The following is a 24,466-nucleotide window of genomic DNA, read 5'->3' on the forward strand; positions in this document are numbered from 1 at the left end:
TGGCCTGGTGTCGGCTGCCGATTCCAGCCGTAGGCTGCCCGGCCGGTTGCAGGCGCAAACGCCTGGGGGCGCTGGGCGATGCCATCGATACCTTCGTCGATCGCCGTGCCCTGTATTGTCGAAGCGCATGGCCGGGTCTGCTTTGTCCGGCCCGGCCCACACGCGTCGGCCAGGCCTGGGCCCGGCAGCTGTTAAACTTCCCGCCCCCTCGAGTTGCCGACCCGCATGACCCACTACGAAGGCGATCTTCGCCCCACCACCGCGCGCTTTGCGATCATCGCCAGCCGCTGGAATGCCCGTATCACCGACGTGCTGGTTGCCGGCGCGCGCCAGAGCCTGGCCGGCAACGGCATCGGCGAAGATGCCATCGACGTGATCCGCGTGCCGGGTGCCTGGGAGATCCCTATCGCGGCCAATCGCGTGGCGCAGTCCGGCCAGCACGGCGCGATCATCGCGCTGGGCTGCGTGATTCGTGGCGATACCCGCCATTACGAGCACGTGGCCGACCTGTGCGCCGAAGGCCTGATGAGCGTGCAGCTGCAGACCGGCGTGCCGGTGCTCAACGGCGTGCTGGCGGTCGAACGCGTGGAAGATGCCGAAGCCCGTGCCGGCGGCAGCCACGGCAATAAAGGCGAGGAGTGCGCGCTTGCAGCGCTGGAACTGGTGAATTTGATGGAGTTGTTGCCATGAGCAAGCCCGGTGGACATTCGCGCCACGGCCGTCGCGACGGCATCGACCCGGTGCTGCGGTCGCGCGCACGTCGGCGCGCCTTGCAGGCGGTCTATGCCTGGCAGATCTCCGGCGGTTTCGCCAAGCAGGTGATCGCCCAGTTCGCGCACGAGCAGGCGCACGAAGTGGCCGATCTGGCGTACTTCGAGAACCTGGTGGAAGGCGTGCTGAGCAACCGCGCCGAGCTGGATACCGCGCTGACGCCGTATCTGGATCGCAGCGTGGAAGAGGTCGATGCGATCGAACGCGCCGTGCTGCGTCTGGCCGCCTACGAGTTGCTGTACCGCCAGGATGTGCCGTACCGCGTGGTGATCAACGAAGCGATCGAAACCGCCAAGCGCTTCGGCTCCGAGCACGGCCACACCTACGTCAACGGGGTACTGGACCGCGCGGCGGTGGAGTGGCGCAAGGTGGAGTCGGGCGCCTGAAGCGCCGAGATTGGGCATTCGTGATTCGGGATTTGCAGAGATTGACGGTCCTGCCGATGCGCGGTGCAACCGTGCGCATTTGAGCGGTTCGACCGTTGGGGTGAGCGGCCATGCCCGCGCTGCATATCGTTCGATGGTGCAGCTAATCCGCCATCTTGCCGCATCTTGCAAAGCCCGCTGCTACGAATCCCGAATGCCCAATTCCCAATCCCAGCCCTTCAAATGCCCGAATTCGATCTAATTGCCCGTCTGCGTGCGCGCATTGCGGCGCGTGCCGATGTGCCGTTGGGCATTGGCGACGATGCGGCGTTGCTGCAGCCGCCAGCCGGCGAGCAGTTGGCGATCACCGCCGATACGCTCAATGCAGGCGTGCATTTTCCGCACGAGACGCGTGCTGACGACCTGGGCTGGAAGACGCTGGCTGTCAATCTCTCCGATCTGGCGGCGATGGGCGCGCAACCGCGTTGGTGCACCTTGTCGCTGTCGTTGCCGCACGACGATGCGGCATGGGTGGATGGGTTTGCCGATGGCTTCTTCGCGCTGGCCGATGCGCACGACATTGTGCTGGTCGGTGGCGACACCACGCGTGGGCCGCTCTCGTGCGCGGTGACGGCGATCGGCAGCTTGCCGCCGGGCGCAGCATTGCGGCGCGACGGCGCGCGCGTTGGCGATGATGTGTGGGTGACCGGCGCGCCGGGTGAAGCCGCCGCCGCGTTGGCGTTGTGGCAGGCCGGCCAGCTGGATGTGACCTGCGCGGCTACCGACCCGTTGCACGAGCGCTGGCGTGGCCGCCTGCTGCGTCCGCAGCCCCGTGTACAGGCGGGGCTGCGCCTGCGCGGGCTTGCGCATGCGTGCGTGGACATTTCCGACGGGCTGCTGGCCGATCTAGGGCACCTGTGCGAGCGCAGCGGCGTGGGTGCGCGTCTGTTGCTTGCGGCCTTGCCGGCAATGCCGCGCAGGGCCGGAATTGACGTGGAGCAGTGCCTGGGCTGGCAACTCGGCGGTGGCGACGATTACGAGCTGTGTTTCACCGCCGCGCCGCAGCATCGCGATGCGGTGGCGCAGGCAATGGAATTTGCAAAGGTGGCTGCAACGCGCATCGGCCAGATTGTCGCCGCGCCCGGTGTGGTGGTGCACGACGCCGAGGGCAGCCCCTGGCACCCACCGCAGCGCGGCTATCAGCATTTCGTTGGCTGATGCGTGGGGTTGGAGCGTGTGCAGTGGAGACGGGCGGTGTCGGTGCGCTGCGCTGAGACGATGGCGCTGCGTTGATCGCTGGGTGCCGTATTGGATTGCTGCGGTGGCGCCTTCTGCGAAGTTGGGTGGAGCGCATCGGGAACAACGGGTGCTGCCAGCGCCCTCATCCGCCCTCCGGGCACCTTCTCCCGCAGGCGGGAGAAGGCAGCGAGCCCGCGTGATCCTGCCAGTCCTGCACGATGAGTCCATGTCGGCCGAGCTAGGCGCGATGCCGCCTCTCGCTTCCCGAATCCCGAATCCCGAATCCCGAATCCCGAATCCCGAATCCCGAATCCCGAATCCCGGCCCTTGAGCCATACCGTACCGTCTGGTACGTTCGCCACGTTCTCCCCCGAACCACGGATGCATCGCAGTTGCCGCTGGGCCATCCCGGCTCGGCTTTGCCTGGGAGAAGCAGCATGAGCAAGCGTTGGATCGGGAGCATCGTCGCACTGGCGTTGCTGTTGGCATCGGCGTCGGCCGTGGCGGGCGCCTTCAGCAAGACCTATGAACGCATCCCCGGCTGGAACGGGGCCCAAATGGGGGCCTTGGTGCTGGTGCCGCAAGGGCAGGGCGCCGGGCCGTTTCCGCTGATCGTGATGCCCGCCAGCTGGTCGTTGCCCAATCTGGAATATCTGGGCCGCGCCACCCAACTGGCCAGCGATGGCTATGTGGTGGTCAGCTATACCTCGCGCGGGTTCTGGGATTCGGCTGGGCAGATCGATATCGCCGGGCCGGACACGGTGGAAGACGTCAGCGCGGTGATCGACTGGGCGTTGGCGCATACGCCGGCCAACCCGAATGCGATCGGCGCGTCGGGCATTTCGTACGGGGCAGGCATCAGCCTGCTGGCGGCCGAGCGCGACCCGCGGATCAAGGCCGTGGCTGCGCTCAGCGGCTGGGCCGATCTGGAAGCGTCGCTGTATTCCAATCGTACGGTCAGCCAGCAGGGCGTCGGGCTGCTGGTGGGTGCAGGCGCACTGACCGGCCGGCCCGGCCCGGATCTGGCGCAGATCGGCGCACGCGTGGCGCAAGGCGATTACGACGGCGCGGTGCAGGGCTTCCTGCCGCAGGCCGCCTCGCGCAGCCCTGCGACCGATGTGGCAGCGCTCAACGCGCGCGGTACCGCGGTTTTGCTGGGAAATGCCTTCAACGACGGATTGTTTCCGCCGAACCAGACCATCGCCTTCTTCAACCAGTTGCGTGGCCCCAAACAACTGCTGCTCAGCCAGGGCGATCACGCCACCGCAGAGCTGCCCGGCGTATTGGGATTGCCAAATGAGATCTATACAGCGACCACGCGCTGGTTCGATCGCCACCTCAAGCAGCTTCGCAACGGCGTGGACGCAGAAGCACCGGTGCGGCTGTCGCCACGTGCCGGGCAATGGCTGGACTATCCGGACTGGGCATCGGTGCAACAGGCCACGACACAGCTGGGTCTGTCCGCACCAACCGGCTTGCTGAGCCCCACCGGTGGATTGACCGGCGGGACGTCCAGCGGCTGGCAATCGCGCATCGCCACCGACGTGCCGACCGTGGCCGATTCCGGGGTGGTGCTGGTCAGCGGTTTGCTGCAAGGCATCGGCCTGCCGGTGAGCACCTCCATTCCGCGGGTCAACCGCGCCGGTGCCGCGGTGTGGGTGGGCTCGCCATCGAACAGCACCCGGCGCCTGGCCGGTAGCCCGTCGCTACGTGTGACCGTGGTGCCCAGTCAATCGAAGGTAAGTCTGTTCGCGTATCTGTACCGCATGGATGGCTTGGGCGTTGCGCAACTGATCACGCATGCACCGTACTCGTTGCGCAATGCCACGCCGGGCCGCGCAGTCACCCTGGACTGGCCATTGCAGGCGGCGGCAACCGAGATTCCGGCAGGGCAGCGGCTGGTCTTGGTGATCGACACACGCGATGCGCGCTATACCGATGCCAGCGACGGCGGCGGTACGCTGACATTCACCTCGCCAGCTGCAGCGCCATCGGTATTGAACCTGCCGCTGCGGTAACGCGCGCCGGGACCTGACAGCTGCAGCGCTGCGCTTTTGCCGCAGGTCCTTGCCAGCATCCACGCAGACGCTGCAGCTAGATCCTGGCAGCTTTAGGGCGCGGCATCCATGCCGCGCAAGCCCCGGCAACGGTGCGCTTGCAGTGGTCCGTCCAGTTGATCGCTCTCTACGTGAGAGCGATGCACGAGGGCATTGCGGGCCTGCAATGCATTTCTTCACCACGATTGCCCGGCACTCGCGTGCATCGATGAGCTGGGAGGCGATTCGGAACAGCGAGGCAACGGTCATGTACACGACCTGCGTTCGGTTGGCTGCTGCAGGCTCGATCTTCTGAGGTTCAGTCAATTCACGCGAAGCCCGTCGCCAAAGACCCATCGCCCGCGACAGAGAGACGCTGATGGCCAGCCAAAGTGGTTCAGCCCTAACGCAGAAGGTACAGGGGGGGGCGCACCGCTCGTGACGCTTCTCGTTTACCGCTACCTGATCTTCGCGGGCCTTGGCCTGCGGCCAAGACCCCCGAGATCAGCCGCTACGGGTGATTTATGCGGAATTTACGCGATGGCCAATTCAGGTCCATAGCGACTTTACGCGGCCCAGGCAGAGACTGCGCAGGTTGGCGGAGCGGTTCCGCCGTGGACGATTCCGATGCATCCCTTGACCTGTCTGCTCCATCGGCGCTGCGCGCACGGTGCGGCAGCGCTTTGCCATGTTGGCACGCACACGCGGCCGACGCCGTTGCACATCGCACTTATCGCGCCGCCGTGCGCGCAGATAGGGGAGTGACCGACATGCCTGGCTGGTTGTCCCTGTTGTGCGGCGTGGCCGTACTCGTTGCTGCTGCGTACCTGCTGTACGTGGTGCTGCGGCCCGAAGACTTCTGATCCGAGTGCGCTCCAATGACTGAAACTTTTCTTGTGTACGCGCTGGCCATCGTGCTGGCGTGGCCTCTGGGCCGTTATCTGGCTGCCGTGATGCGCGGTGCACCGATGCGCGGCGACATGCTGTTCGGCTGGATCGAACGGCCGTTGTACGCCTTGCTTGGCACGCGCCCGCAGCAGGGCATGTCGTGGCGCGGGTACAGCATGGCATTTCTGCTCAGCAACCTGGTCGTCGGTCTGCTGACCTGGGTGGTGTTCATGACCCAGGCGTGGCTGCCGTTCAACCCGGACGCCATCCCCAACATGCGCTGGGACACCGCGCTGCACACCATGGTGTCGTTTCTCACCAATACCAACCAGCAGCACTATTCTGGCCAGGCGCAGTTGTCGTATCTGGCGCAGATGACCGGCATCGTCGGCCTGCAGGTGGTGACGCCGATGATGGGCTTGGCGTTGGCGGTGGCGACGCTGCGGGCGTTGTTCGGTGGACGTGCAGCCAAACAGGCGTCGGTTGTTGCACCGAATTCGGACACGGCGGCCGTGGCGGAGATTGCGGAGCCGGAACCGTCGCGTCCGGGGCGCCAGCACGGCGGGTCGGGATTGGAAGCCCTGCCTGAAGCAGACGTCGGCAATTACTGGGCCGACGTGATTCGCTCCAGCGTGCGCGTGTTGTTGCCGCTGTGCCTGCTGTGGACCGTGCTGCTTGGCTGGCAGGGCGTGCCGTCGACATTGCAGGGCGCGGCGACCGCGACGCCGTTGGATAGCAGCGCGGGCATGCCCAAGCAGACCATTGCGGTGGGTCCGGTTGCAGCGATGGTGGCGGTGAAACAGCTCGGCACCAATGGCGGTGGCTGGTATGGCCCCAATAGTTCGGTGGCGCTGGAAAACCCCACGCCGTTGAGCAATCTGCTCGAAACGCTCGCGTTGGTCCTGCTGCCGATGAGCGTGGTGTTCATGGTCGGCTATCTGACCGGGCGCAAGCGGCTGACGGCGTTGGTGTTCGGCACGATGTTGACGATGTCGGCCGCGTCCACCGCATTGTTGCTGTGGTCCGAAGCGCATTCGGCCAGCGCGAACTCGCCGGCGCTGATGGAAGGCAAGGAAGTGCGCATCGGTGCCGATGCCTCTGCATTGTGGGCGGCGTTGACCACGCAGACCTCCAATGGTTCGGTCAATGCGATGCATGATTCGTTGGCGCCGTTGAGTGGCCTGGTCACGCTGGTCGACATGCTGATCAACGCCATCTGGGGCGGCATCGGCTGTGGTCTGCAGCAGTTCGTGGTGTATCTGTTGCTGAGCGTGTTCCTGGCCGGTTTGATGACCGGACGCACGCCGGAGTTGTTCGGCCGCAAGATCGAATCGCGCGAAGTGCAGTTGCTGGCGCTGTTGATCCTGCTGCAGCCGCTGGTGGTGTTGGGCTTTACCGCAGTGGCGCTGGCAATGCCGGCATTGACTGCCAATTCCAACCCCGGCTTCCATGGCATCAGCCAGGTGTTCTACGAGTACACCTCTGCATTCGCCAACAACGGCTCGGGTTTCGAAGGTCTGGGCGATGCCACGTACTGGTGGAATCTGAGCTGTTCGGTGGTGCTGGCGCTGGGCCGGTATCCGGCATTGATCCTGCCGTTGATGGTGGCCGCACGCATGGCAGTCAAGCGGCGTGCGCCGGAGTCGGCCGGCAGCCTGCAGGTCGAAACACCCACCTTTGCGCTGACCCTGATGGCAATCGTGATCGTGCTGACCGTGCTGCAGTTCATGCCGGCACTGGTGCTGGGTCCTATCGCTGAACACCTCGCCCTGGCGGCGTCCTGAGAGTTTTGAGCAATGTCTACGATCGATACGACTGAAAAACGCGCGCGCGGTGACGCAGCGTTGTTCGATGCCGCCGTGCTGGTTGCGGCGATGCGTGCGGCTTTTGCCAAGTTGGCGCCGCGGCATCTGCTGCGCAGCCCGGTGATGGCGGTGGTGATGGGTGGCACGGTGCTGGCGGCGGTGATCACCGCCAGCGGGCATTCGCATGCCGGCTTCGGCTGGGCGGTGACGACGATTCTGTTCGTCACCGTGCTGTTCGGTAATTTTGCCGAAGCCATCGCCGAAGCGCGTGGCCGCGGCCAGGCCGCGTCGCTACGGCGTGCGCGCAAGGACCTGGTGGCACGCAGGGTGGAAACCGCTCTTGGTGGCCGCGAAACGCGCGTGCCGGCAGCGGAGTTGCGTCCGGGCGATTACGTCATGGTGTCCGAAGGCGAATTCGTGCCGGCCGATGGCGAGATCGTGCGCGGTGTTGCCACCATCAACGAAGCGGCGGTGACCGGCGAATCGGCGCCGGTATTGCGCGAGGCCGGCACCGATCGCAGCGGCGTGATCGGTGGTACCCGCGTGCTCTCCGACGAGATCGTGTTCAAGGTCACCGCCGAGCCCGGGCACAGCTTTCTCGATCGCATGATTGCCTTGGTGGAAGGCGCCAACCGGCAAAAGACGCCGAACGAAATCGCGCTGACCTTGTTGCTGGCCGCGATGACGCTGACGTTCTTGATCGTGGTGGCATCGTTGCCGGCGATTGCGGGCTTTGTCGGCGTCACGCTGGATCCGCTGCTGCTGATCGCGCTGCTGGTGTGCCTGATCCCGACCACCATCGGCGGGCTGTTGCCGGCGATCGGTATCGCCGGTATGAACCGCGCGCTGTCGGCCAATGTATTGGCCAAATCCGGCAAGGCGGTGGAAGTGGCCGGCGACGTGGATGTGCTGCTGCTCGACAAGACCGGCACCATTACCTACGGCGACCGCCAGGCCACCGCGTTCCATCCGCTGGCCGGCGTGGACCGCACGCAACTGCGCGATGCGGCCATGCTCGCCTCGCTGGCCGATCCGACGCCGGAAGGCAAGTCCATCGTCAAGCTGGCGCGTCAGCAAGGTGCGGTCGCAGTGGAAGCCGAGGGTGGGCATTTCATCGCGTTCACCGCGCAGACGCGCATGTCCGGTGTCGATATCGGCGGGCGCAGCATCCGCAAGGGCGCCGGCGATGCGATCGTGGCGTATGTGCAGGCGCAGGGCGCGACGGTCTCGCCGGAACTGCAGGGCCGTATCGAGGAAGTCGCACGTGGCGGTGCCACACCGTTGCTGGTGGCCGAGGGCCGGCATGTGCTCGGTGTGGTCGAGTTGAGCGACGTGGTCAAGCAGGGCATCAAGGAAAAGTTCGCGCAGTTGCGTGCGATGGGCATCAAGACGGTGATGATCACCGGCGACAACCCGCTCACTGCTGCCGCAATCGCCGCCGAAGCCGGCGTGGACGACTACATCGCCCAGGCCCGCCCGGAAGACAAGCTGGCACGCATCCGTGCCGAACAGACAGGCGGACGGTTGGTGGCGATGGTCGGCGACGGCACCAACGACGCCCCGGCGCTCGCGCAGGCCGACGTGGGCCTGGCGATGAACTCCGGCACGCAGGCTGCCAAGGAAGCCGGCAACATGGTGGATCTGGATTCGGATCCGGCCAAGCTGCTGGCGGTGGTGGAAGTGGGCAAGCAGCAGCTGATCACGCGTGGCGCGTTGACCACCTTCTCGCTGGCCAACGACGTTTCCAAGTACTTCGCGATCCTGCCGGCGCTATTTGCCGCCGCCATCCCGTCGATGGCCGCGCTCAACGTGATGCAGCTCTCCAGCCCGCGCCATGCGGTGCTGGCGGCGCTGATCTTCAATGCGTTGATCATTCCGGCATTGATTCCGCTGGCATTGCGCGGCGTGCGTTTTCGTCCTTCCAGCGCTACCGCGCTGCTGCGCCGGAACATGCTGATCTACGGCGTGGGTGGCGTGTTGCTGCCGTTCGCTGCGATCAAAGTGATCGATCTGGCGCTGGTCGCCGTCTTCGGCGTCTGAGTTGCGTGTGAAGCACCTTTCTACTTCCGGGAACATGTCCATGTCTTCTTCCTTGCCGTTACGCGACGACGGTGTCCTGCGCGGTTCGCTGATGCTCGCGGTGTTCACCTTGTTCGGGTTGGGTCTGGCCTATTCGCTGATCGCCACCGGCATCACCGGGGCGCTGTTCTCCGAGCAGGCCACCGGCTCGCTGGTGCGCATCGATGCGCGCGTGGTTGGTTCGGCGCTGGTGGCCCAGCCGTTTACCGATGCGCGCTATTTCCAGCCGCGGCCGTCGGCGGCCAAGTACGACCTCACCGCCGCGGCCGGCAGCAACCAGGCCCGCTCCAATCCTGATTTGCTGGCCCGTATCGCGACCACGCGTGCGCAAGTGGCCGCACGCGACGGTATCGCGCCAGAGGCCGTACCGGGCGAGCTGCTGACGCAATCCGGCAGCGGCCTGGACCCGCACCTGAGCCCGGCCGGCGCACAGGTGCAGATCCGCCGCGTGGCCGCCACACGCGGCTGGCCGGAGCAACGCGTTGCTGCGCTCGTGCAAGCGGCGACCGAAGCGCCACAGTTCGGACTGCTTGGGCAGCAGCGGGTGAATGTGTTGGCGTTGAATCTGGCGCTTGATCGAGCTGGGAATGGGGAGCCGGGAATGGCGAATGGTGTGAAGCAAGCGCACTAGGAACATCACGCAGCTGTACGCTCTGCGATTCCCGATTCCCGATTCTCGATGAACGACGCCCGCACCCAGCAAGCCGACGCCCTGATCGGCGAATTACAGCGCGAACACGGCGGGCGGCTGACGGTGTTCCTGGGCGCCGCGCCCGGGGTCGGCAAGACCTACGCCATGTTGTCGCGGGCGCGCGAGCGCCTGCGCCAGGGCATGGATGTGGTCGCCGGCGTGGTGGAAACGCACGGGCGCAGCGAAACCGCGGCGCTGCTGGAAGGCTTGCCGCTGCTGCCGCGGGCCCGGGTCAGCTACCAGGGCCGCATGCTGGAGGAACTGGATCTGGATGCCTTGCTGGCGCGCAAGCCGCGGCTGGCCCTGATCGACGAGCTGGCGCACCGCAACGTGCCGGGCAGCCGCCACGAACGGCGCTGGCAAGACATCGTGGAGCTGCTCGATGCCGGCATTGACGTCTACACCACGGTCAACATCCAGCACCTGGAAAGCCTCAACGACATCGTGCTGCGCATCACCGGCGTGCGCGTGTCCGAGACCGTGCCCGATGCCGTGTTCGACCGCCTGCGCGACATCGTGCTGGTGGACCTGCCGCCACGTGAGCTGATCGAACGCCTGCAGCAGGGCAAGGTGTATCTGCCCGAGCAGGCCACGCAGGCATTGCAGGCATTTTTCTCGCCTTCCAACCTCACCGCGTTGCGCGAGCTGGCGATGCAGACCGCCGCCGACCGCGTCGACAGCGATCTGCGCGATACCCAGGCCGCGCGCGGCCTGCCTGGCACCGCCGCGTTGCGACGCCGCGTGGTGGTGGCCATCGATGGCCGTGGCAGCTCGGATTATCTGGTGCGCGTAGCGCGGCGCCTGTCGGAGCGGCGCGATGCACCGTGGACGGTGGTCACCGTACAGACCCGCACCGTGGCCGATGCGGCCTGGCAGCTGGAAATCGATCGCGCATTCGCGCTCGCCCATCGTCTCGGTGGCGACACCGCGCTGCTGCACGGCGCCAACGTGGCCGACGCCTTGCTGGATTTCGCTTCGCAAAACGGCATCTCCACCCTGGTGCTGGGGCGCACCCGCGAGCGCCCGCTGGCGCGCATGTTCAACCGCACGCTGACCCAGCAATTGCTGCAACGTGGCGCGCATTACGAATTGGTCATCGTCAGCTCCGCCGATGCGCGCGCACGTGCGCGCAAACGCTGGCGCAATCCGCGCCAATGGCTGCAGCGTTACGACATGGCGTTCGCTGCGATCGCCGCAGCGGGCGCGGTGGGGGTGGCGTGGTTGCTGCAACGCTGGACCGACATCGACGACCTGTCGATGGTGTTCATCGTCGCGGTGGTGCTGGTGGCCTCGCGCACCCGCATGGCCGCTGCGGTGGTTGCCGCATTGCTGAGTTTTGTCGCCTACAACTTCTTCTTCATCGAACCGCGTTTCACCTTGCAGATCAGCGCGCGCCAGGGCGTGGTGACGGTCTGCCTGTTCCTGATCGCCGCGCTGGTCGCCGGCCGGCTGGCCTCGCGCCTGCGCAGCCAGGTACTGGCCTTGCGCGCGGCCAATGCGCACGCCAACGCGTTGCAGGCGCTGGGCCGCCAGCTCAGCACCGCCGCCGATCTGGGGCAGGTGCTGGAAGCCGGCCGTCGCGCGCTGACCACTGCGCTGGATGCCGACGTCTGGCTGCGCCTGGAGCAGCGCGAAAGCGACGCGCCCACCAGCCTCGGTGCGCTCGATCGCAGCGCCGCCGACTGGGCCCAGCGCCACGGCCAGCCCGCCGGACGCTTCACCGACACCCTGGCCGGGGCACAGTGGTGGTGCCTGCCGGTGCGCCACGAGCGCGGCACCCTGGGGGTGGCCGCGCTGCGCTTTCGGCAGGCCCTGCAACGGCCCGGCCTGGAACAACGCCGCCTGGCCGAGGCGATGGTGGAAGACATCGGCCAGGCCGCGTTGCGCACGCGCCTGGTCGCCGATCTGGAGGGTGCGCGCGTCAGTGGCGAAACCGAGCGCCTGCGTTCGGCCCTGCTCTCGTCGGTTTCGCACGATCTACGTTCGCCGCTGGCCTCGATGATCGGCTCGGCCAGCAGCCTGGCTAGCTACGGCGATGCGATGGACGCGCACGACCGCCACAGCCTGCTCGACACCATCCAGCTCGAAGGCGAGCGGCTGGATCGCTACATCCAGAACCTGCTGGACATGACCCGGCTCGGCCACACCGGCCTGACCTTGAATCGCGACTGGATCGGCGTCGACGAATTGATCGGCTCGGCCACCCGCCGCCTGCAGCGCTACCAGCCGGAGGTGCGCCTGCAACTGCACCTGGCCGCCGACCTGCCGGCAATCTGGGTGCACCCGGCTCTGGTGGAACAGGCCATCTTCAACGTGCTGGAAAATGCGGCGAAATTCTCGCCAGCCGGCGTGCCGGTGACCGTGCACGCACAGCTGCGCGCCGGCGCATTGCAGATCGACATCGGCGACCAGGGGCCGGGCATACCCGAAGACGAGCGTGCGCGGATCTTCGACATGTTCTACAGCGTGGAGCGCGGCGACCGCGGGCGCAACGGCACCGGCTTGGGTCTTGCCATCTGCCAGGGCATGATCGGCGCACACGGGGGCAGCGTGGAGGCATTGGCAGGCGCGCATGGTCACGGCACCACGATCCGCATTACGCTGCCGTTGCTCGTTCCCGCCGCGCCACCTCGCCCCGATGCCGACTGACCTCACCGCCATCCCGCCCGCCCGCGTGCTGATCGTCGACGACGAGCCGCAGATCCGTCGTTTCCTCGATATCAGCCTGCGTGCGCAGGGCTACCGCGTGCTGCAGGCCGGTACCGGCGAAGAAGGCCTGGCCTTGCTGGCCGGGCAGGGCGCCGAACTGGTGGTGCTGGACATCGGCCTGCCCGATCGCGATGGGCATGAAGTGCTGCGCGAGATCCGCCAGTGGTCCAACGTGCCGGTGATCATGCTGACCGTGCGCGCCGGCGAAACCGAAAAGGTCGCCGCGCTCGATGCCGGTGCCAACGACTACGTCACCAAACCCTTCGGCGTGCAGGAACTGATGGCCCGCATCCGCGCGCTGCTGCGCCAGGCCGGCGCCGGCAGCACGGTGGAAGAAAGCGTGTTCGACGATGGCCGGCTGCATATCCATCTGGGCCTGCGCGAGGTCACCCTCGACGGCGAGCCCGTGCCGCTGAGCCGCAAGGAATACGCCTTGCTCGCACTGCTGCTGAAACACGCCGGCCGCGTGGTCACCCAACCGCAGTTGTTGCGCGAAGTGTGGGGCCCCACCCACGAAGAAGACACCCACTACCTGCGCATCCTGGTCGGCAAATTGCGCCAGAAACTGCAGGACGATGCGGCCGACCCTCACTACATTGTCACCGAACCGGGCGTGGGGTTGCGGTTTATCGGGGGGATGCGGTGAATCCTGCGCATCGCTAAACGGGCGGCAACACCTTGCCCGGATTCAAGATCCCATCCGGGTCCAGCGCGGTCTTGATCGCGCGCATGGCGGCCAGTGTCGCTGCGCTGAAGGCCTGGCTCATGAAATCGCGCTTGGCCACGCCGATGCCGTGTTCGCCGGAAAGCGTGCCTTCCAGCGATAGCACTAATGCGAACAGCCGTGGCAATGCAGCATGCGCGCGGGCGTCTTCGCTGGCATCGGCCGGGTCGTACATGATGTTGACATGCAGGTTGCCGTTGCCGGCATGGCCGAAGGCGACGATAGGCAGTGCGACTTCGGCGGCAAGCGCTTCCACGCCGGCGACCAGTTCGGGGATGCGCGACACCGGCACCACCACGTCTTCGTTGATCTTGCCTGGCTTAATGGTGCGCAGGGCAGGCGACAAGGCGCGGCGCGCGGCCCACAGCTTGTCGCGCGCACTGCCATCGGCGGCCACGTCCAGGCTCAACACACCCTCGCCATCGGCTGCGTCATGCAGGGCTTGCAGCGCGTAGGGCAGGGTGTCGTGATCGCCGTCGGCTTCGATCAACAGCATGGCGCCGGCGTCGGGCACATCGCTGCCATTGCGGCGTAGCAGCGCAATCGCGCTGGCATCCATGAATTCCAGCATGGTGGGCGTGGTCGGTTGCGCCATGAGCCGCGACACTGCGGCTGCGGCGCTGGACGCATCGCGATACAGCGCGCGCAAGCCGGCTTGCGCAACTGCGCGCGGGGTCAGCTTCAAGGTCGCCTCGACGATGATCGCCAGGGTGCCCTCGCTGCCGACCAATAGATGCGTGAGGTCGTAACCGGTGGAATTCTTGGTGTACGCGCCGCCGCAGCGGATCACCTCGCCGGTTCCGGTCACTGCCACCAGGCCGAGCACGTTGTCGCGGGTGGCGCCGTATTTCACCGCGCGCGGGCCGCCGGCGTTGGTGGATAGATTGCCGCCGACGCTGCAGATCTCCGCGCTGGACGGGTCCGGCGGCCAGAACAATCCGTGCGGCTGCAGCGCCTGTTGCAGGTCGCCATTGAGCAAGCCCGGTTGCACCACCGCGCAGCGGTCTTGCGGATGCAGGGCCACAATCTGGTTCATGCGCGCCATCGACACCACCACGCCGCCGGAACACGGCACTGCCGCGCCGGTGGTGCCGGTGCCGGCGCCGCGCGCCACGATCGGCACGCCGTGCGCACGACAGGCCTGCACGATCGCCACCACCTCATCGGTGTCGTGCGGCAAGGCGACGGCAGCAGGCAATGCCCAGCGGCGCGAATCGTCTTCGCCGTAGCGGCGGCGCGCATCCTCGCCGGTCAACCAGCCATCGGGCCCCAGGCGCGCGGCCAACGACTCGGCAAGTGCGGTAGGAAGTACATCGGTCATGACATGCGATCCTGTGGAGCCGCGCGCTGGATGCATTTCCACCCCAGCACGGCGACGGTGAGCGGCAACCAGACCCAGCGCAGCTCGGAGAGCAGCGTGTCCATGCCGCGCGCATTGAAGAAGCCGCCCGCAAATGGCGACACCCGAATCGGCCGCCATGGTGCGAACCAGCGCGTCTGGCTCCACGGCCAACCCAGCGCCACGCCCAGGCCGCCGGAGGTCATCGCATCCAGCAGCGGGTGCGATGCGGTGCAGACGAACAAAAACACGGATGCCTGCACGGCGTCCGCTCGCAACAGGCGATGTAATGCAACGCCGAGCAACGCCATCACGGCGGCAAACAGCAGCGAGTGGCTGGCGCCGCGATGGCCGAATGCATCGGCGTAGGGAATGTGCAGCGCGAACGCCAGCACATCGGCATCGGGCAGCATCGCCGCCGCCACGCCGGCCGCGATCAGGTGCGGCGAGATGCGGCCGCGTTCGCTGGCGCACCACAGCGCCAATGGCACGGCAGCATGGGTCATGATGGTTGGCATAAGAAACGTTGGCGTGAGCGTCGGTGGCGGTCAGCAATCGTCGGCGCGGAACGCGTCGCGGATCCAGTGCAATACCGGCGGTTCGCCGCTGGCATCGACCACATCGAAGCGGCACGGCAGCGCCGCCAGGGCCGGGTGAGCGCCAAGAAACAACTGCGCGGCCAACACCAGCTTGCGACGCTTGCGCCAGTCCACCGATGCCGCACCGCCGCCGAAGCGGTCGTCGCGCCGGTAGCGCACTTCCACAAACACCAGCGATGGCCCATCGTGCATCACCAGATCCAGTTCGCCGCCGCGGTAGTTGGCGTTGCCGACCACCAGCCGTAGCCCGGCCTGCTCCAGCAACGCGCGTGCGGCCGCCTCAACCGCCGCACCACGCTGCTGACGCCCCACCGGCATGGCTCAGCGGCCGTCGGCGATCGGCGTTGGGCGGCCACCGCTGAAGGTGGACCAGGCCGGCGTACGCAGCACGTTGCCGAAGCCATCCAGGTGCAGGGTGCCGGTGGCGCCGCGCAGGCCGCCATCGGTGCCGGTGGCGAGTTTCTCCAGGTACGCCGTGATCTTCCAGGCGTCGTAGCCGAACGCGAACAGGCGGGCGGCCGGGCCGCGTGCGCTGGGCAGGGTGCTGGCCACCTGGCTGACCGCCGGCAGGCCGGACACGCCCAGGGCGGTCCAGGTTTCGCTCGGATAGACGATGCCATCCAGCGCCAGATCGTCTTCGACCTTGCCGGTGCCGGCCACCAATTGCGAGGTGCCCACGCGCGACTTGCCGGCGAATCCGGCCAGCGCCAGCTGCGGCGCCAAATCACGCGCGGTGTTGCCGCGCACCGCCAGGAACACCGCGTCGGCGGTGCCGTAATTGCGCAGCTGCGCGCCGATGTCGCCCGGCGCGTCGGCCACGCTGATGCTGCCGGCCACCGTGCCGCCGCGTTCGCTGAAACGGTCGCGGAAGGCCTTGATGGTGCGCTTGCCGTTGTCGTCGCTGGTGCCGACGATCAGCACGTTGCGGCGTTCGCGCGAGAGCAGGTATTCGGCGGCCATGATGCCGTCGTCTTCCGGCGCCAGCGAGAAGCCTGCGCTGCCGGTGGGCGGGGCCTTGTTGTCGCTGGGACGGTTCAGTGCCAGCACCGGCACCGCCAGCTGGCCGCGCGCGAACAACGCGCTGACTTCGTCGCGCCCCAGCGGGCCGACCACGTAATCCACCCCGGCGCTCACCGCCTTGTCGTAGGCGGCATTGGCACCGGCGGCGGTGCCGGCGGTGTCGAAGAACTGCACCTCCGGGCGGCGGCGGGTTTCCGCGTAGTAGCCGGCCAGCAGGCCATCGCGTACCGGCGCGGCGGCGGTGGCCAGGTTGCCGGTGATCGGCAGCAGCACGCCCAGCTTGACCGGTGGGCGGTAGCCATCGCGCTCGGCGGGTGGGCGCTTGCTGGTGTCGAAGCCCCACTGCGCATCGCGCTCGAAGGCGCGCGGCAATGCCAGGCCGCGGCTGATCAACGCGCGCCCGGCAAAGTTGTACAACGGGTCGCCGGCCGGCAACGCAGCGGTGCGGCCCTTGAGGGTGGCGTCGTCGAGCGCGGCAAGCAGGCGCACGATGGCGCGCTGGTTGTCGCTGCGCGCGGTGCCGGTCAGGCTGGCATCGGCGCGCGCGCGGTCGGCGGCGGCACCGAACAGGTCGCCGGTGGCTTCCAGCGCCGCAGCGCGGGCCACCAGCCAGCGCGTCTGCAGCGGCTGGGTCAGCCCCTGCGGGCTGTCGCCCAGGGCCTGCAATGCCTGTGCGCCCTGCTTGTCGAGCACCGCCAGCTCGCCGGTGAGCAGCCCGAAGCGGGCCCGCTCCTCGCCGCTCAGGTGGCGCGCGTTGACCTGCGCCAGCAGCGTGCGGGCGCGCGCATCGTCGCCAGCGTCGTGCCAGCCGAACGCCGCGGCAGCCAGCAGCCGGCTGCGTTGCGCGCCGCTGGCACTGGCAGCTTCGGCTTCCAGCTGCTGCGCGGCGTCGCGCGGTTTGCCCTGATCCAGCAGTGCCAGCGCTGCGCTCTGCGTCGGCGAGGCGGTCGGCGTGACGCTGCTGGTGGCGCAACCGGCGGCCAGCATCACCATCAGCGAAAGGGCAGAGATCCTTGCAACACGCTTGTTCATTTCAGATCCATTGGACAGGGGCCGCCGGGGCGGACCGTTAAAAACGCTACGATTCTACCCTTTGCCCCCGGAAAACCGCTGATGACGTCCCCTGGAACCCTGCACGTGGTCGCCACGCCGATCGGCAACCTGGCCGACCTGTCGCCGCGCGCGCAGGAGGTGTTGCGTGGCGTGGCCGCGATCTGCGCCGAAGACACCCGCCATACCCGCCAGTTGCTCGGCCATTTCGGCATCGACCGCCCGCTGCTGGCGCTGCACGACCACAACGAAGAGGCCATGTCCGAACGCATCGTGGCGCGCCTGCGCGAAGGCGAGTCGCTGGCCATCGTCAGCGACGCCGGCACCCCGCTGGTCAGCGACCCGGGGTTCAAACTGGTGCGCGCCGCGCGCGCCGCCGGCATCAAGGTCAGCCCGGTCCCGGGCGCCTGCGCGGCAATCGCTGCGCTCAGCGTGGCTGGCCTGCCCAGCGACCGCTTCGGCTTCGAAGGCTTTCTGCCGGCCAAGAGTGCCGCCCGTCGCGAGCGCCTGGCGCGGTTGGCAGGGGAGACCCGCACCCTGGTGTTCTACGAATCGGCGCACCGCATCGTCGAATCGTTGGCCGACCTGCGCTTTGCCTTCGGCGACGAGCGCCCGGCAGTGATCGCCCGCGAATTGACCAAACTCTTCGAAACCGTGCTCGACGGCAGCCTGGCGCAGCTGCAGGCCCAGGTCCAAGCCGACGACAACCAGCGCAAGGGCGAATTCGTGGTGATGGTGCAGGGCGCCGCCGACGCCGCCGAAGGCCAGCTCGCCGAAGGCCGCCGCGTCTACGCCAAGCTCGCCGAGCACCTGCCCCCATCCACCGCCGCCAAGCTGGCCGCCGAGCTGACCGGCGCGCCCCGGAAGGCGTTGTATGGCGGCTAATGCGGTCGTCGCAGGGCATGCCTGGAGACGACGGTGGTTGGTCGGCACTGCTCTCGCGCCCGGGTGCGCTCCTACAAGGCAATGGCCAGCTTGAAGTCGCCGTGCCGTTTCGCACCGCAGCGATAGCGTAGAATGCGCCCCGGCGGAGTCGGCCAGACAGTCGCGTCACTCGCAAGAGTGCCGAGGAAAGTCCGGGCTCCATAGGGCAAGGTGCCAGGTAACGCCTGGGCGGCGCAAGCCGACGGACAGTGCAACAGAAAGATACCGCCTACGTTCCCTTCGGGGAGCCGGTAAGGGTGAAATGGTGCGGTAAGAGCGCACCGCGAGTCCGGTAACGGACCGGCACGGCAAACCCCACCTGGAGCAAGACCAAATAGGGATCCATTGGCGTGGCCCGCGCTGGATCCGGGTAGGTTGCTTGAGCGCTGCGGTGACGTAGCGCCTAGACGAATGACTGTCCACGACAGAACCCGGCTTACCGGCCGGCTCCGCCGCCTTGCTTTGGGCATCGCCCAAAGCTAAGGCGCCCACGTTTCGTACCGCCGCAGGCGATACAAAACGCGAGTCCCGCTCCGGGCATTCCACATCCCCGCGGCTGTCGCCGCGCCCCTTTGACGCAAGGGGACTTGCAGGTAGGCAGTTGGTCGAGGCTTAGGCCGTTGGTCGAGGCTCTCGCGACGCGACCGACTCCCTTCCACCGCGTGCGGGGGAAGGTGCCCGAAGGGCGGATGGGGGCATGCAAGCGAATGGGGGCATGCAATTGGCAACGCCTGCAGCCGCATACGGCACTAGCCGAACGAGCGGTGAGCAGCGCGTCGAGGGCGTCGATGTTGATCTGGCCCTGGTCTTTCGATGGTCGGCGGGCATTGGCGTGAACATCGAACTGGACGGTCACCGCGTGGAAACCCGTCGGCGAAGGAGTTGTGCACCTCGGTGAAGGCCTTCCATTCGCTTGCCGCGCGTTGCAGCGCACGCGCGCTCGCGCTGAGGCTGTCGCGTTCCTTGGTGACTTACTCGGTCAAGGATCTTCCACACTTGCCGAGAGCTTGCCGGTCATTGCGCGGGCATGCGCCGCCAGGTCGGTCTTGCTGGTCGGATGCAACGGCTTCTTCTGCGCAGAAGCCTCGTGATAACGGTGCGTGCGTCCACTTCTCGGCCATGCGCATGCTTGTGGCTTGTCAACGCGGGCCAGGGATCTCCAGGCGTGTCTCGCCCTGCAAACTCCCATTCGGCCCGAAGCGTCGTTCGTGGATGAAGCCGTGGCCGTCATGGTCCACCGCAACGATGCTGCTGGCGCGGGTCCCGTAGCTGGGGCCGCCGATGAAGGCGGCCGAGAGCAGGCGTTCGGTGGGCAGGTCCACGCCGGTCTGCGGTAGCGCAGCGTCGGCGGCGATGGCCGAATTGCCCAGGGCGGTCCACAACGGCTGCAGGTCTTCATCGCCGTCGGCGCACCAGCGGTGCAGCACCTTGGTCAGCGCAGCGGTCTTGGGCCACGGCGCATCCAGCGGCCCGTTGGACATGCCATGGATGCCCGCAGCCAGCTGCCGCGCCAGTGGCGGGTGGTTGCTCAGGTGCTCGCAACGGTCGGCGTCGCACAGCAACAGGTTGAAAGGTGGGAACTGGTGGGCGGCGCCGGCCAGTGCGTCGGCGTAGGCAGTGGCGCTCAGGCTGCCGGACAGATAGTCGCCGATCAGATGCCCGCGCGAGCGCCCCGAGGCCGTGGCGAGCGGGTCACGCACGTTGGTGACCACCGCCGCGCGTCCATCCCGACCCAGGCCAACCCAACTGCCACCGGAGCGCAGGTCGCGACCGGCCAGCACGTTGTCGGCCGGCGCCGCCCAGCGCGCCAGTGCCGCAGTGGGACGTGCGTGGAATTCGTCGCGGTTGCCCGCCAGCAGTAAACGCCAGCGCGGGTGGACTTTCCAGGCAAGGGCGACCAGGCACATGCCACCGATTGTCACCTTGTTTGCGCAGTTGAGATACGCCGCTGGCGCAATGTGAAGTGAGACGGCAGTCGGGTTTACATGGCCTTCACCGCCCTGAATTTCCGTTCAATCTCAAAATATGAGACGAAACAGCAACTTGTGGATAACCTTTGAACAAGTCTCTAAAGAGTGCCGCAACTCATTGATGCAACTGGCGATTTGCGGCCTTGAAAACTGTTGACAACCTTTGACGCACTGCTAAGGTGGGCAACGGAGGGAAAACCAGGTGTTTTGTGGTTTTTCGTGGTTCAATGATCCCCCAGCGGGTATTCGAGGTTGCATTCGGTGTTTCAGGGCGAGACTGCCATCACGGTGGACGACAAGGGGCGTATGGCGGTGCCAACCGCATACCGCGACCTCGTTGCGCGTGTCAGCGGCAATCGTCTTGTCCTCACCTACAACCCGTTCGAAGCCGGATGCCTGTGGCTCTACGCGGAAAAGGAGTGGGAGCGGGTGCGCGACGACGTGATGTCCAAGCCCAACACCCAGCGCGTGGTCCGCACGCTGCAGCAGAAACTGGTGGGTTCTTCGGCGGTGCTCGAGTTGGACGCCAACGGCCGTCTGAGCATCCCGGCCAGCCATCGCAATGCGGTGGGCATCGAGAAAAAGGCCGTGCTGCTGGGCATGGGCGACAAGTTCGAACTCTGGAGCGAGCAGGCACATCGCGCACTGATTCAGCAGACATTGTCTGACGGGGATCTGGGCGATGAATTGCTCGATCTCAGGTTGTGAGCCGGGGTGCCCGGATGCGCGGTGAAGCGCAGCCCGGTCACCCGGTGTCGCAGCCGCCGGCGGCCCATGTGCCGGTGCTGTACACGCAGGTTCTGGATGGCCTGCAGGTGACCGAAAACGGAACGTATCTGGATGGCACGTTCGGGCGTGGCGGGCACGCACGCGGCGTGCTGGAACACCTTGGACCGGGAGGTCGACTGGTGGTGATGGACAAGGACCCCGAAGCGATCGCAGTGGCCGAACACAGCTTCGGCGGCGATGCGCGCGTGTCCATCCATCGCGGCAGTTTCGCCACGCTCGGCCAGGTGGTCGCCGCGGCCACCGTCGACGGCATCCTGCTGGACCTGGGCGTGTCTTCGCCGCAGCTGGACGTGGCCGGGCGTGGTTTCAGTTTCGGCAAGGACGGCCCGCTGGACATGCGCATGGACCCGGACGGCGGCCAGAGCGCGGCGCAGTGGCTGGCGCAGGCCGGCGAGCGCGAGATCGCCGATGTGCTGTGGACCTATGGCGAAGAACGCCAGAGCCGCCGCATCGCGCGCGCCATCGTGGCGCGTCGCGCCGAACAGCCGCTGCTGCGCACCGCACAACTGGCCGAGCTGATCGCATCGGTGATGCCGCGCGGCGACAGCAAGACGCATCCGGCCACGCGCAGCTTCCAGGCCATCCGCATCCACATCAATCGCGAGCTGGCCGATCTGGAAGCCGGGCTGGACGCTGCGTTGGACGCGCTCAAGCCGGGCGGCCGGCTGGCGGTGATCAGCTTCCATTCGCTGGAAGATCGCATCGTCAAGCAATTCATGGCCCGCTACGCCAAGGCCCCGCCGAGCAACCGCCGCCTGCCCGAAGCGCAGCCGTTCGTCCCCACGTTGCAGCTGATCAGCGGCGCGATCAAGGCCGACGATGCCGAGTTGAACGTCAACCCCCGCGCCCGCAGCGCGGTGTTGCGGGTGGCCGAGAAGCTGGGATTCGGCAGTCGGGATTCGGGATTGGAGGAGCGCCCTGAGCGAATCCCCAATCCCCAATCCCCAATCCCGGCGTCTCGAGGAGACGCCGCATGAGCCGCTTGCTGCTCGTCGTGCTGCTTGCTTGCAGCATCGCCTCGGCGATCGGGGTGGTGTACATGCGCCACATGCATCGCAAGCTGTTCGTGCAGTTGTCCAAGCTCGAACACACGCGCGACGAACTGAATATCGAATTCGGCCGGCTGCAGCTGGAGCAGGCCACGTGGGCGGAAAGCAACCGGGTCGATCAGGTCGCGCGCGCGCGCATCGGGATGAAGTTCCCGGAGACCAACGACATCGTGGTGGTGCGCCCATGACCGGTCGGCAGAGCAGCCGTTTCGCACGGCGCAGTCGCCGCCAGGACGGCGCACATGCAGGTGCCTCTGTGACAAAACGGCAGGACAGCCGCTTTGCACGGCGAAGCCGCCCGCAGCGTGGCGCACATGCAGGTGCGTCTGTGACAAAACGGCAGGACAGCCGCTTTGCACGGCGAAGCCGCCCGCAGCGTGGCGCACATGCAGGTGCGTCTGTGACAAAACGGCAGGACAGCCGTTTTGCACGGCGAAGCCGCCCGCAGGGTGGCGCACACGGAGGTGCGTCTGTGACAAAACGGCAGGACAGCCGTTTTGCACGGCGAAGCCGCCCGCAGGGTGGCGCACACGGAGGTGCGCCATGAAGGCCGGTCGCAACCGCCCCCGTAGCAATTTCAATCTCCGTGGTCGCCTGACCCTGGTCGGCATCGCGCTGGGCCTGTGCTCGGTGACGCTGATCGGGCGCGCGGCCTACGTGCAGCTGGTCAATCGCGATTTTTACCAGCGTCAGGGCGAAGCGCGTTACCTGCGCGAACTGCCCATCGCCACCTCGCGCGGCATGATCACCGACCGCAACGGCGAGCCGCTGGCGGTGTCCACGCCGGTGGAATCGATCTGGGTCAATCCGCAGGAACTGCTGCGCAACCCCGACCGCATTCCCGAGCTGGCAAAAGCGCTCGGGCAGCCGCTGGACGAGTTGAACGCCAAGCTGGCACAGAAAGCCGGCAAGGAATTCATGTACCTGCAGCGCCGGATCAATCCGGACAAGGCGCATGCGATCGTCGATCTGAAGATTCCTGGCGTGTTCTCGCAGCGCGAGTTCCGCCGCTTCTATCCGCAAGGCGAGGCGATGGCCCACGTGCTGGGCTTCACCAATATCGACGACCGCGGCCAGGAAGGTCTGGAGCTGGCGTTCGACGAATGGCTGCGCGGCAAGCCCGGCTCCAAGAAGGTGGTGCGCGATGCGCGCGGCGCCATCGTGGAAAGCGTGGACCTGGTGCGTCCGGCGCAGCCAGGCAAGGACCTGACGCTGAGCATCGACCGCCGCATCCAGTTCCTGGCCTACAAGGAACTGCGTAACGCCTTGGTCGAAAACAACGCGGCCGGCGGTTCGATGGTGGTGATGGACGTGGCCACCGGCGAAGTGCTGGCGATGGTCAACCTGCCGACCTACAACCCCAATTCGGTGACCGGCATCAATCCGTCGGCGCGCCGCAACCGGGCGGTCACCGACCTGGTCGAGCCGGGTTCGACGATGAAGCCGCTGACCGTGGCCACCGCGCTGACCGCCGGCGTGGTGACCAAGGACACCGTCATCGACACCAACCCCGGCTACATGTCGGTGGGGCGCTTCACCATCCGCGACGTGCCGCGCAACAACGGCGTGCTCAACGTCACCGGCGTGATCACCCGCAGCTCGAACATCGGCGCGGCCAAGATCGCGGCCAAGGTGCCGGACCAGACCTTCTATCAGTCGATCCGCAACTTCGGTTACGGCAGTGCGCCGCATAGCGGGTTTCCCGGCGAATCGGCCGGCGTGGTACTGCAGCCGTCGCGCTGGAGCGGCCCGTCCAAGACCACGATGTCCTACGGTTACGGCCTGTCGGTGACGCCGCTGCAGATTGCGCAGGCGTACGCCACGCTGGGCAACGGTGGCAAACTCACTCCGCCGACCTTCGTGCGTGGCCAGCACAACGAAACCCGTCAGGTGATCACGCCGGAAGTGGCGCGCCAGGTCATCGACATGATGGAGACCGTAGTCACCCAGGGCGGCGCCAAGGGTGCGGCAATTCTGGGATACCACGTGGCCGGCAAGACCGGCACGGCGCGCAAGAATGGCGCCAACGGCTACGAGCGTGGGCACTACAACGCCCTGTTCGCGGGCCTGGTGCCGGCCACGCGCCCGCGCTTTGCCACCGTCATCGTGATCAACGATCCGCAAGGCAAGGTGTATTACGGCGGTCTGGTGTCGGCGCCGGTGTTCCATCGCGTGATGGAAGGCGCGCTGCGCCTGATGGACGTGCCGCCGGACGATATCCAGTCGTGGCTGGCTGCACAGGCTGCCGGCAAGACCGGCCAGCCGGTGGCCAAGCCGCAAGCGGCCGAACCGGATCCGGCGCTGGTGCCGGACCCGGTGGATGAAGTCTCTGCCGGCATTCCGACCGCACTGGCGCCTGCGCCGGCTGCCGCGCCAGCGCAGCCCGCGCCATTGCAGGAGAGCCGCCAGTGAGCCGCTG

Annotated in this window: 20 protein-coding genes, 1 other RNA gene and 1 pseudogene; 16 read left to right on the plus strand and 6 right to left on the minus strand. The window is 67.0% G+C overall.

Annotated features, from left to right (window positions below; translation table 11 throughout):
- Positions 1-225: 225 nt before the first annotated feature.
- The 10 genes from ribH to ACCQ03_RS04250 all read left to right on the plus strand — a co-directional run bounded on the left by ribH (position 226) and on the right by ACCQ03_RS04250 (position 13,229).
- Positions 226-690: a 6,7-dimethyl-8-ribityllumazine synthase gene (gene ribH, locus ACCQ03_RS04205; protein WP_003490334.1), complete on the plus strand. Its 465-nt coding sequence runs from the start codon at positions 226-228 to the stop codon at positions 688-690.
- Positions 687-1,157, plus strand: a complete 471-nt coding sequence (nusB, locus tag ACCQ03_RS04210) for a transcription antitermination factor NusB (RefSeq protein WP_007968663.1) — start codon at positions 687-689, stop codon at positions 1,155-1,157. The genes ribH and nusB overlap by 4 nt, the downstream gene beginning before the upstream one ends.
- Before the next feature lie 222 nt (positions 1,158-1,379).
- Entirely contained in the window at positions 1,380-2,354 is a 975-nt protein-coding gene (gene thiL / locus ACCQ03_RS04215) for a thiamine-phosphate kinase (RefSeq protein ID WP_057687022.1), read from the plus strand.
- 458 nt (positions 2,355-2,812) lie between these two features.
- Positions 2,813-4,393: a CocE/NonD family hydrolase gene (locus tag ACCQ03_RS04220; protein ID WP_209225707.1), complete on the plus strand. Its 1,581-nt coding sequence runs from the start codon at positions 2,813-2,815 to the stop codon at positions 4,391-4,393.
- Positions 4,394-5,181: 788 nt separating this feature from the next.
- The gene (locus tag ACCQ03_RS04225; RefSeq protein ID WP_005910961.1) at positions 5,182-5,274 is read left to right on the plus strand and encodes a potassium-transporting ATPase subunit F; all 93 of its coding nucleotides are present in this window, start codon (positions 5,182-5,184) and stop codon (positions 5,272-5,274) included.
- Positions 5,275-5,289: 15 nt separating this feature from the next.
- The gene (kdpA, locus tag ACCQ03_RS04230) at positions 5,290-7,083 is read left to right on the plus strand and encodes a potassium-transporting ATPase subunit KdpA (protein WP_057677502.1); all 1,794 of its coding nucleotides are present in this window, start codon (positions 5,290-5,292) and stop codon (positions 7,081-7,083) included.
- A gap of 12 nt (positions 7,084-7,095) precedes the next feature.
- On the plus strand, positions 7,096-9,144 hold the full coding sequence (kdpB, locus tag ACCQ03_RS04235) for a potassium-transporting ATPase subunit KdpB (RefSeq protein ID WP_150145541.1): 2,049 nt from the start codon (positions 7,096-7,098) through the stop codon (positions 9,142-9,144).
- Between the two features lie 40 nt (positions 9,145-9,184).
- Positions 9,185-9,814: a potassium-transporting ATPase subunit KdpC gene (gene kdpC / locus ACCQ03_RS04240; protein WP_057679708.1), complete on the plus strand. Its 630-nt coding sequence runs from the start codon at positions 9,185-9,187 to the stop codon at positions 9,812-9,814.
- Positions 9,815-9,862: 48 nt separating this feature from the next.
- Complete coding sequence (locus ACCQ03_RS04245) at positions 9,863-12,523, plus strand: DUF4118 domain-containing protein (protein WP_057679709.1); 2,661 nt, start codon at positions 9,863-9,865, stop codon at positions 12,521-12,523.
- Positions 12,513-13,229 (plus strand): response regulator, encoded by a 717-nt coding sequence (locus ACCQ03_RS04250; protein WP_017156726.1) that lies wholly within the window; start codon positions 12,513-12,515, stop codon positions 13,227-13,229. The genes ACCQ03_RS04245 and ACCQ03_RS04250 overlap by 11 nt, the downstream gene beginning before the upstream one ends.
- Positions 13,230-13,242: 13 nt before the next feature.
- On the opposite strand, the gene ACCQ03_RS04255 is transcribed toward ACCQ03_RS04250, so the two are convergent.
- From ACCQ03_RS04255 to ACCQ03_RS04270, 4 genes are read right to left on the minus strand one after another with little or no spacing between them, the layout of a single operon-like run.
- A complete protein-coding gene (locus ACCQ03_RS04255) occupies positions 13,243-14,628 on the minus strand; it encodes an FAD-binding oxidoreductase (RefSeq protein ID WP_209225704.1) in 1,386 nt (461 codons plus the stop codon).
- Complete coding sequence (locus ACCQ03_RS04260; protein ID WP_057680142.1) at positions 14,625-15,164, minus strand: metal-dependent hydrolase; 540 nt, start codon at positions 15,162-15,164, stop codon at positions 14,625-14,627. The genes ACCQ03_RS04255 and ACCQ03_RS04260 overlap by 4 nt, the downstream gene beginning before the upstream one ends.
- A gap of 30 nt (positions 15,165-15,194) precedes the next feature.
- Positions 15,195-15,563, minus strand: a complete 369-nt coding sequence (locus tag ACCQ03_RS04265; protein WP_057680143.1) for a YraN family protein — start codon at positions 15,561-15,563, stop codon at positions 15,195-15,197.
- A gap of 3 nt (positions 15,564-15,566) precedes the next feature.
- Entirely contained in the window at positions 15,567-17,258 is a 1,692-nt protein-coding gene (locus tag ACCQ03_RS04270; RefSeq protein WP_209225790.1) for a penicillin-binding protein activator, read from the minus strand.
- A 120-nt stretch (positions 17,259-17,378) separates the two neighbouring features.
- On the opposite strand from ACCQ03_RS04270, the gene rsmI reads away from it, so the two are divergent.
- Positions 17,379-18,200, plus strand: a complete 822-nt coding sequence (gene rsmI, locus ACCQ03_RS04275; RefSeq protein WP_007968687.1) for a 16S rRNA (cytidine(1402)-2'-O)-methyltransferase — start codon at positions 17,379-17,381, stop codon at positions 18,198-18,200.
- Between the two features lie 144 nt (positions 18,201-18,344).
- Positions 18,345-18,694, plus strand: an RNA gene (gene rnpB / locus ACCQ03_RS04280) — RNase P RNA component class A.
- Positions 18,695-19,102: 408 nt separating this feature from the next.
- Here the strand turns inward: rnpB and ACCQ03_RS04285 are convergent.
- Both ACCQ03_RS04285 and ACCQ03_RS04290 read right to left on the minus strand, forming a co-directional pair.
- Positions 19,103-19,392: pseudogene (locus ACCQ03_RS04285) on the minus strand (type II toxin-antitoxin system CcdA family antitoxin); the annotation flags it as partial.
- Positions 19,379-20,146, minus strand: a complete 768-nt coding sequence (locus ACCQ03_RS04290; protein WP_209225702.1) for an NRDE family protein — start codon at positions 20,144-20,146, stop codon at positions 19,379-19,381. The gene ACCQ03_RS04290 and the pseudogene ACCQ03_RS04285, both read right to left, overlap by 14 nt.
- Positions 20,147-20,470: 324 nt before the next feature.
- Between ACCQ03_RS04290 and mraZ the strand changes: the two genes are divergently transcribed.
- The 4 genes from mraZ to ACCQ03_RS04310 all read left to right on the plus strand — a co-directional run bounded on the left by mraZ (position 20,471) and on the right by ACCQ03_RS04310 (position 24,459).
- Positions 20,471-20,917 (plus strand): division/cell wall cluster transcriptional repressor MraZ, encoded by a 447-nt coding sequence (gene mraZ, locus ACCQ03_RS04295; protein ID WP_003485296.1) that lies wholly within the window; start codon positions 20,471-20,473, stop codon positions 20,915-20,917.
- Between the two features lie 14 nt (positions 20,918-20,931).
- Complete coding sequence (gene rsmH / locus ACCQ03_RS04300; RefSeq protein WP_209227985.1) at positions 20,932-21,975, plus strand: 16S rRNA (cytosine(1402)-N(4))-methyltransferase RsmH; 1,044 nt, start codon at positions 20,932-20,934, stop codon at positions 21,973-21,975.
- The gene (ftsL, locus tag ACCQ03_RS04305; protein WP_005910928.1) at positions 21,972-22,235 is read left to right on the plus strand and encodes a cell division protein FtsL; all 264 of its coding nucleotides are present in this window, start codon (positions 21,972-21,974) and stop codon (positions 22,233-22,235) included. Before rsmH ends, ftsL begins: the two co-directional genes overlap by 4 nt.
- A 355-nt stretch (positions 22,236-22,590) precedes the next feature.
- On the plus strand, positions 22,591-24,459 hold the full coding sequence (locus tag ACCQ03_RS04310; protein ID WP_209225699.1) for a peptidoglycan D,D-transpeptidase FtsI family protein: 1,869 nt from the start codon (positions 22,591-22,593) through the stop codon (positions 24,457-24,459).
- The last annotated feature ends 7 nt before the right edge of the window (positions 24,460-24,466 follow it).

It is taken from the genome of Xanthomonas sp. NCPPB 3569, from assembly GCF_041475645.2.
Classification (GTDB): Bacteria; Pseudomonadota; Gammaproteobacteria; order Xanthomonadales; family Xanthomonadaceae; genus Xanthomonas; species Xanthomonas phaseoli.

What these genes read in the sequence shown, in the direction of transcription:
- ACCQ03_RS04260 (WP_057680142.1), bottom strand. Translation starts at nt 15,164, where the DNA reads ATGCCAACCATCATGACCCATGCTGCCGTGCCATTGGCGCTGTGGTGC.
- ACCQ03_RS04290 (WP_209225702.1), bottom strand. Translation starts at nt 20,146, where the DNA reads ATGTGCCTGGTCGCCCTTGCCTGGAAAGTCCACCCGCGCTGGCGTTTA.
- ACCQ03_RS04265 (WP_057680143.1), bottom strand. Translation starts at nt 15,563, where the DNA reads ATGCCGGTGGGGCGTCAGCAGCGTGGTGCGGCGGTTGAGGCGGCCGCA.
- kdpA (WP_057677502.1), top strand. Translation starts at nt 5,290, where the DNA reads ATGACTGAAACTTTTCTTGTGTACGCGCTGGCCATCGTGCTGGCGTGG.
- ftsL (WP_005910928.1), top strand. Translation starts at nt 21,972, where the DNA reads ATGAGCCGCTTGCTGCTCGTCGTGCTGCTTGCTTGCAGCATCGCCTCG.
- rsmI (WP_007968687.1), top strand. Translation starts at nt 17,379, where the DNA reads ATGACGTCCCCTGGAACCCTGCACGTGGTCGCCACGCCGATCGGCAAC.
- ACCQ03_RS04310 (WP_209225699.1), top strand. Translation starts at nt 22,591, where the DNA reads ATGAAGGCCGGTCGCAACCGCCCCCGTAGCAATTTCAATCTCCGTGGT.
- thiL (WP_057687022.1), top strand. Translation starts at nt 1,380, where the DNA reads ATGCCCGAATTCGATCTAATTGCCCGTCTGCGTGCGCGCATTGCGGCG.
- ACCQ03_RS04250 (WP_017156726.1), top strand. Translation starts at nt 12,513, where the DNA reads ATGCCGACTGACCTCACCGCCATCCCGCCCGCCCGCGTGCTGATCGTC.
- kdpB (WP_150145541.1), top strand. Translation starts at nt 7,096, where the DNA reads ATGTCTACGATCGATACGACTGAAAAACGCGCGCGCGGTGACGCAGCG.
- kdpC (WP_057679708.1), top strand. Translation starts at nt 9,185, where the DNA reads ATGTCTTCTTCCTTGCCGTTACGCGACGACGGTGTCCTGCGCGGTTCG.
- ACCQ03_RS04270 (WP_209225790.1), bottom strand. Translation starts at nt 17,258, where the DNA reads ATGGTGATGCTGGCCGCCGGTTGCGCCACCAGCAGCGTCACGCCGACC.
- ribH (WP_003490334.1), top strand. Translation starts at nt 226, where the DNA reads ATGACCCACTACGAAGGCGATCTTCGCCCCACCACCGCGCGCTTTGCG.
- ACCQ03_RS04255 (WP_209225704.1), bottom strand. Translation starts at nt 14,628, where the DNA reads ATGACCGATGTACTTCCTACCGCACTTGCCGAGTCGTTGGCCGCGCGC.
- nusB (WP_007968663.1), top strand. Translation starts at nt 687, where the DNA reads ATGAGCAAGCCCGGTGGACATTCGCGCCACGGCCGTCGCGACGGCATC.
- ACCQ03_RS04225 (WP_005910961.1), top strand. Translation starts at nt 5,182, where the DNA reads ATGCCTGGCTGGTTGTCCCTGTTGTGCGGCGTGGCCGTACTCGTTGCT.
- ACCQ03_RS04220 (WP_209225707.1), top strand. Translation starts at nt 2,813, where the DNA reads ATGAGCAAGCGTTGGATCGGGAGCATCGTCGCACTGGCGTTGCTGTTG.
- ACCQ03_RS04245 (WP_057679709.1), top strand. Translation starts at nt 9,863, where the DNA reads ATGAACGACGCCCGCACCCAGCAAGCCGACGCCCTGATCGGCGAATTA.
- rsmH (WP_209227985.1), top strand. Translation starts at nt 20,932, where the DNA reads ATGCGCGGTGAAGCGCAGCCCGGTCACCCGGTGTCGCAGCCGCCGGCG.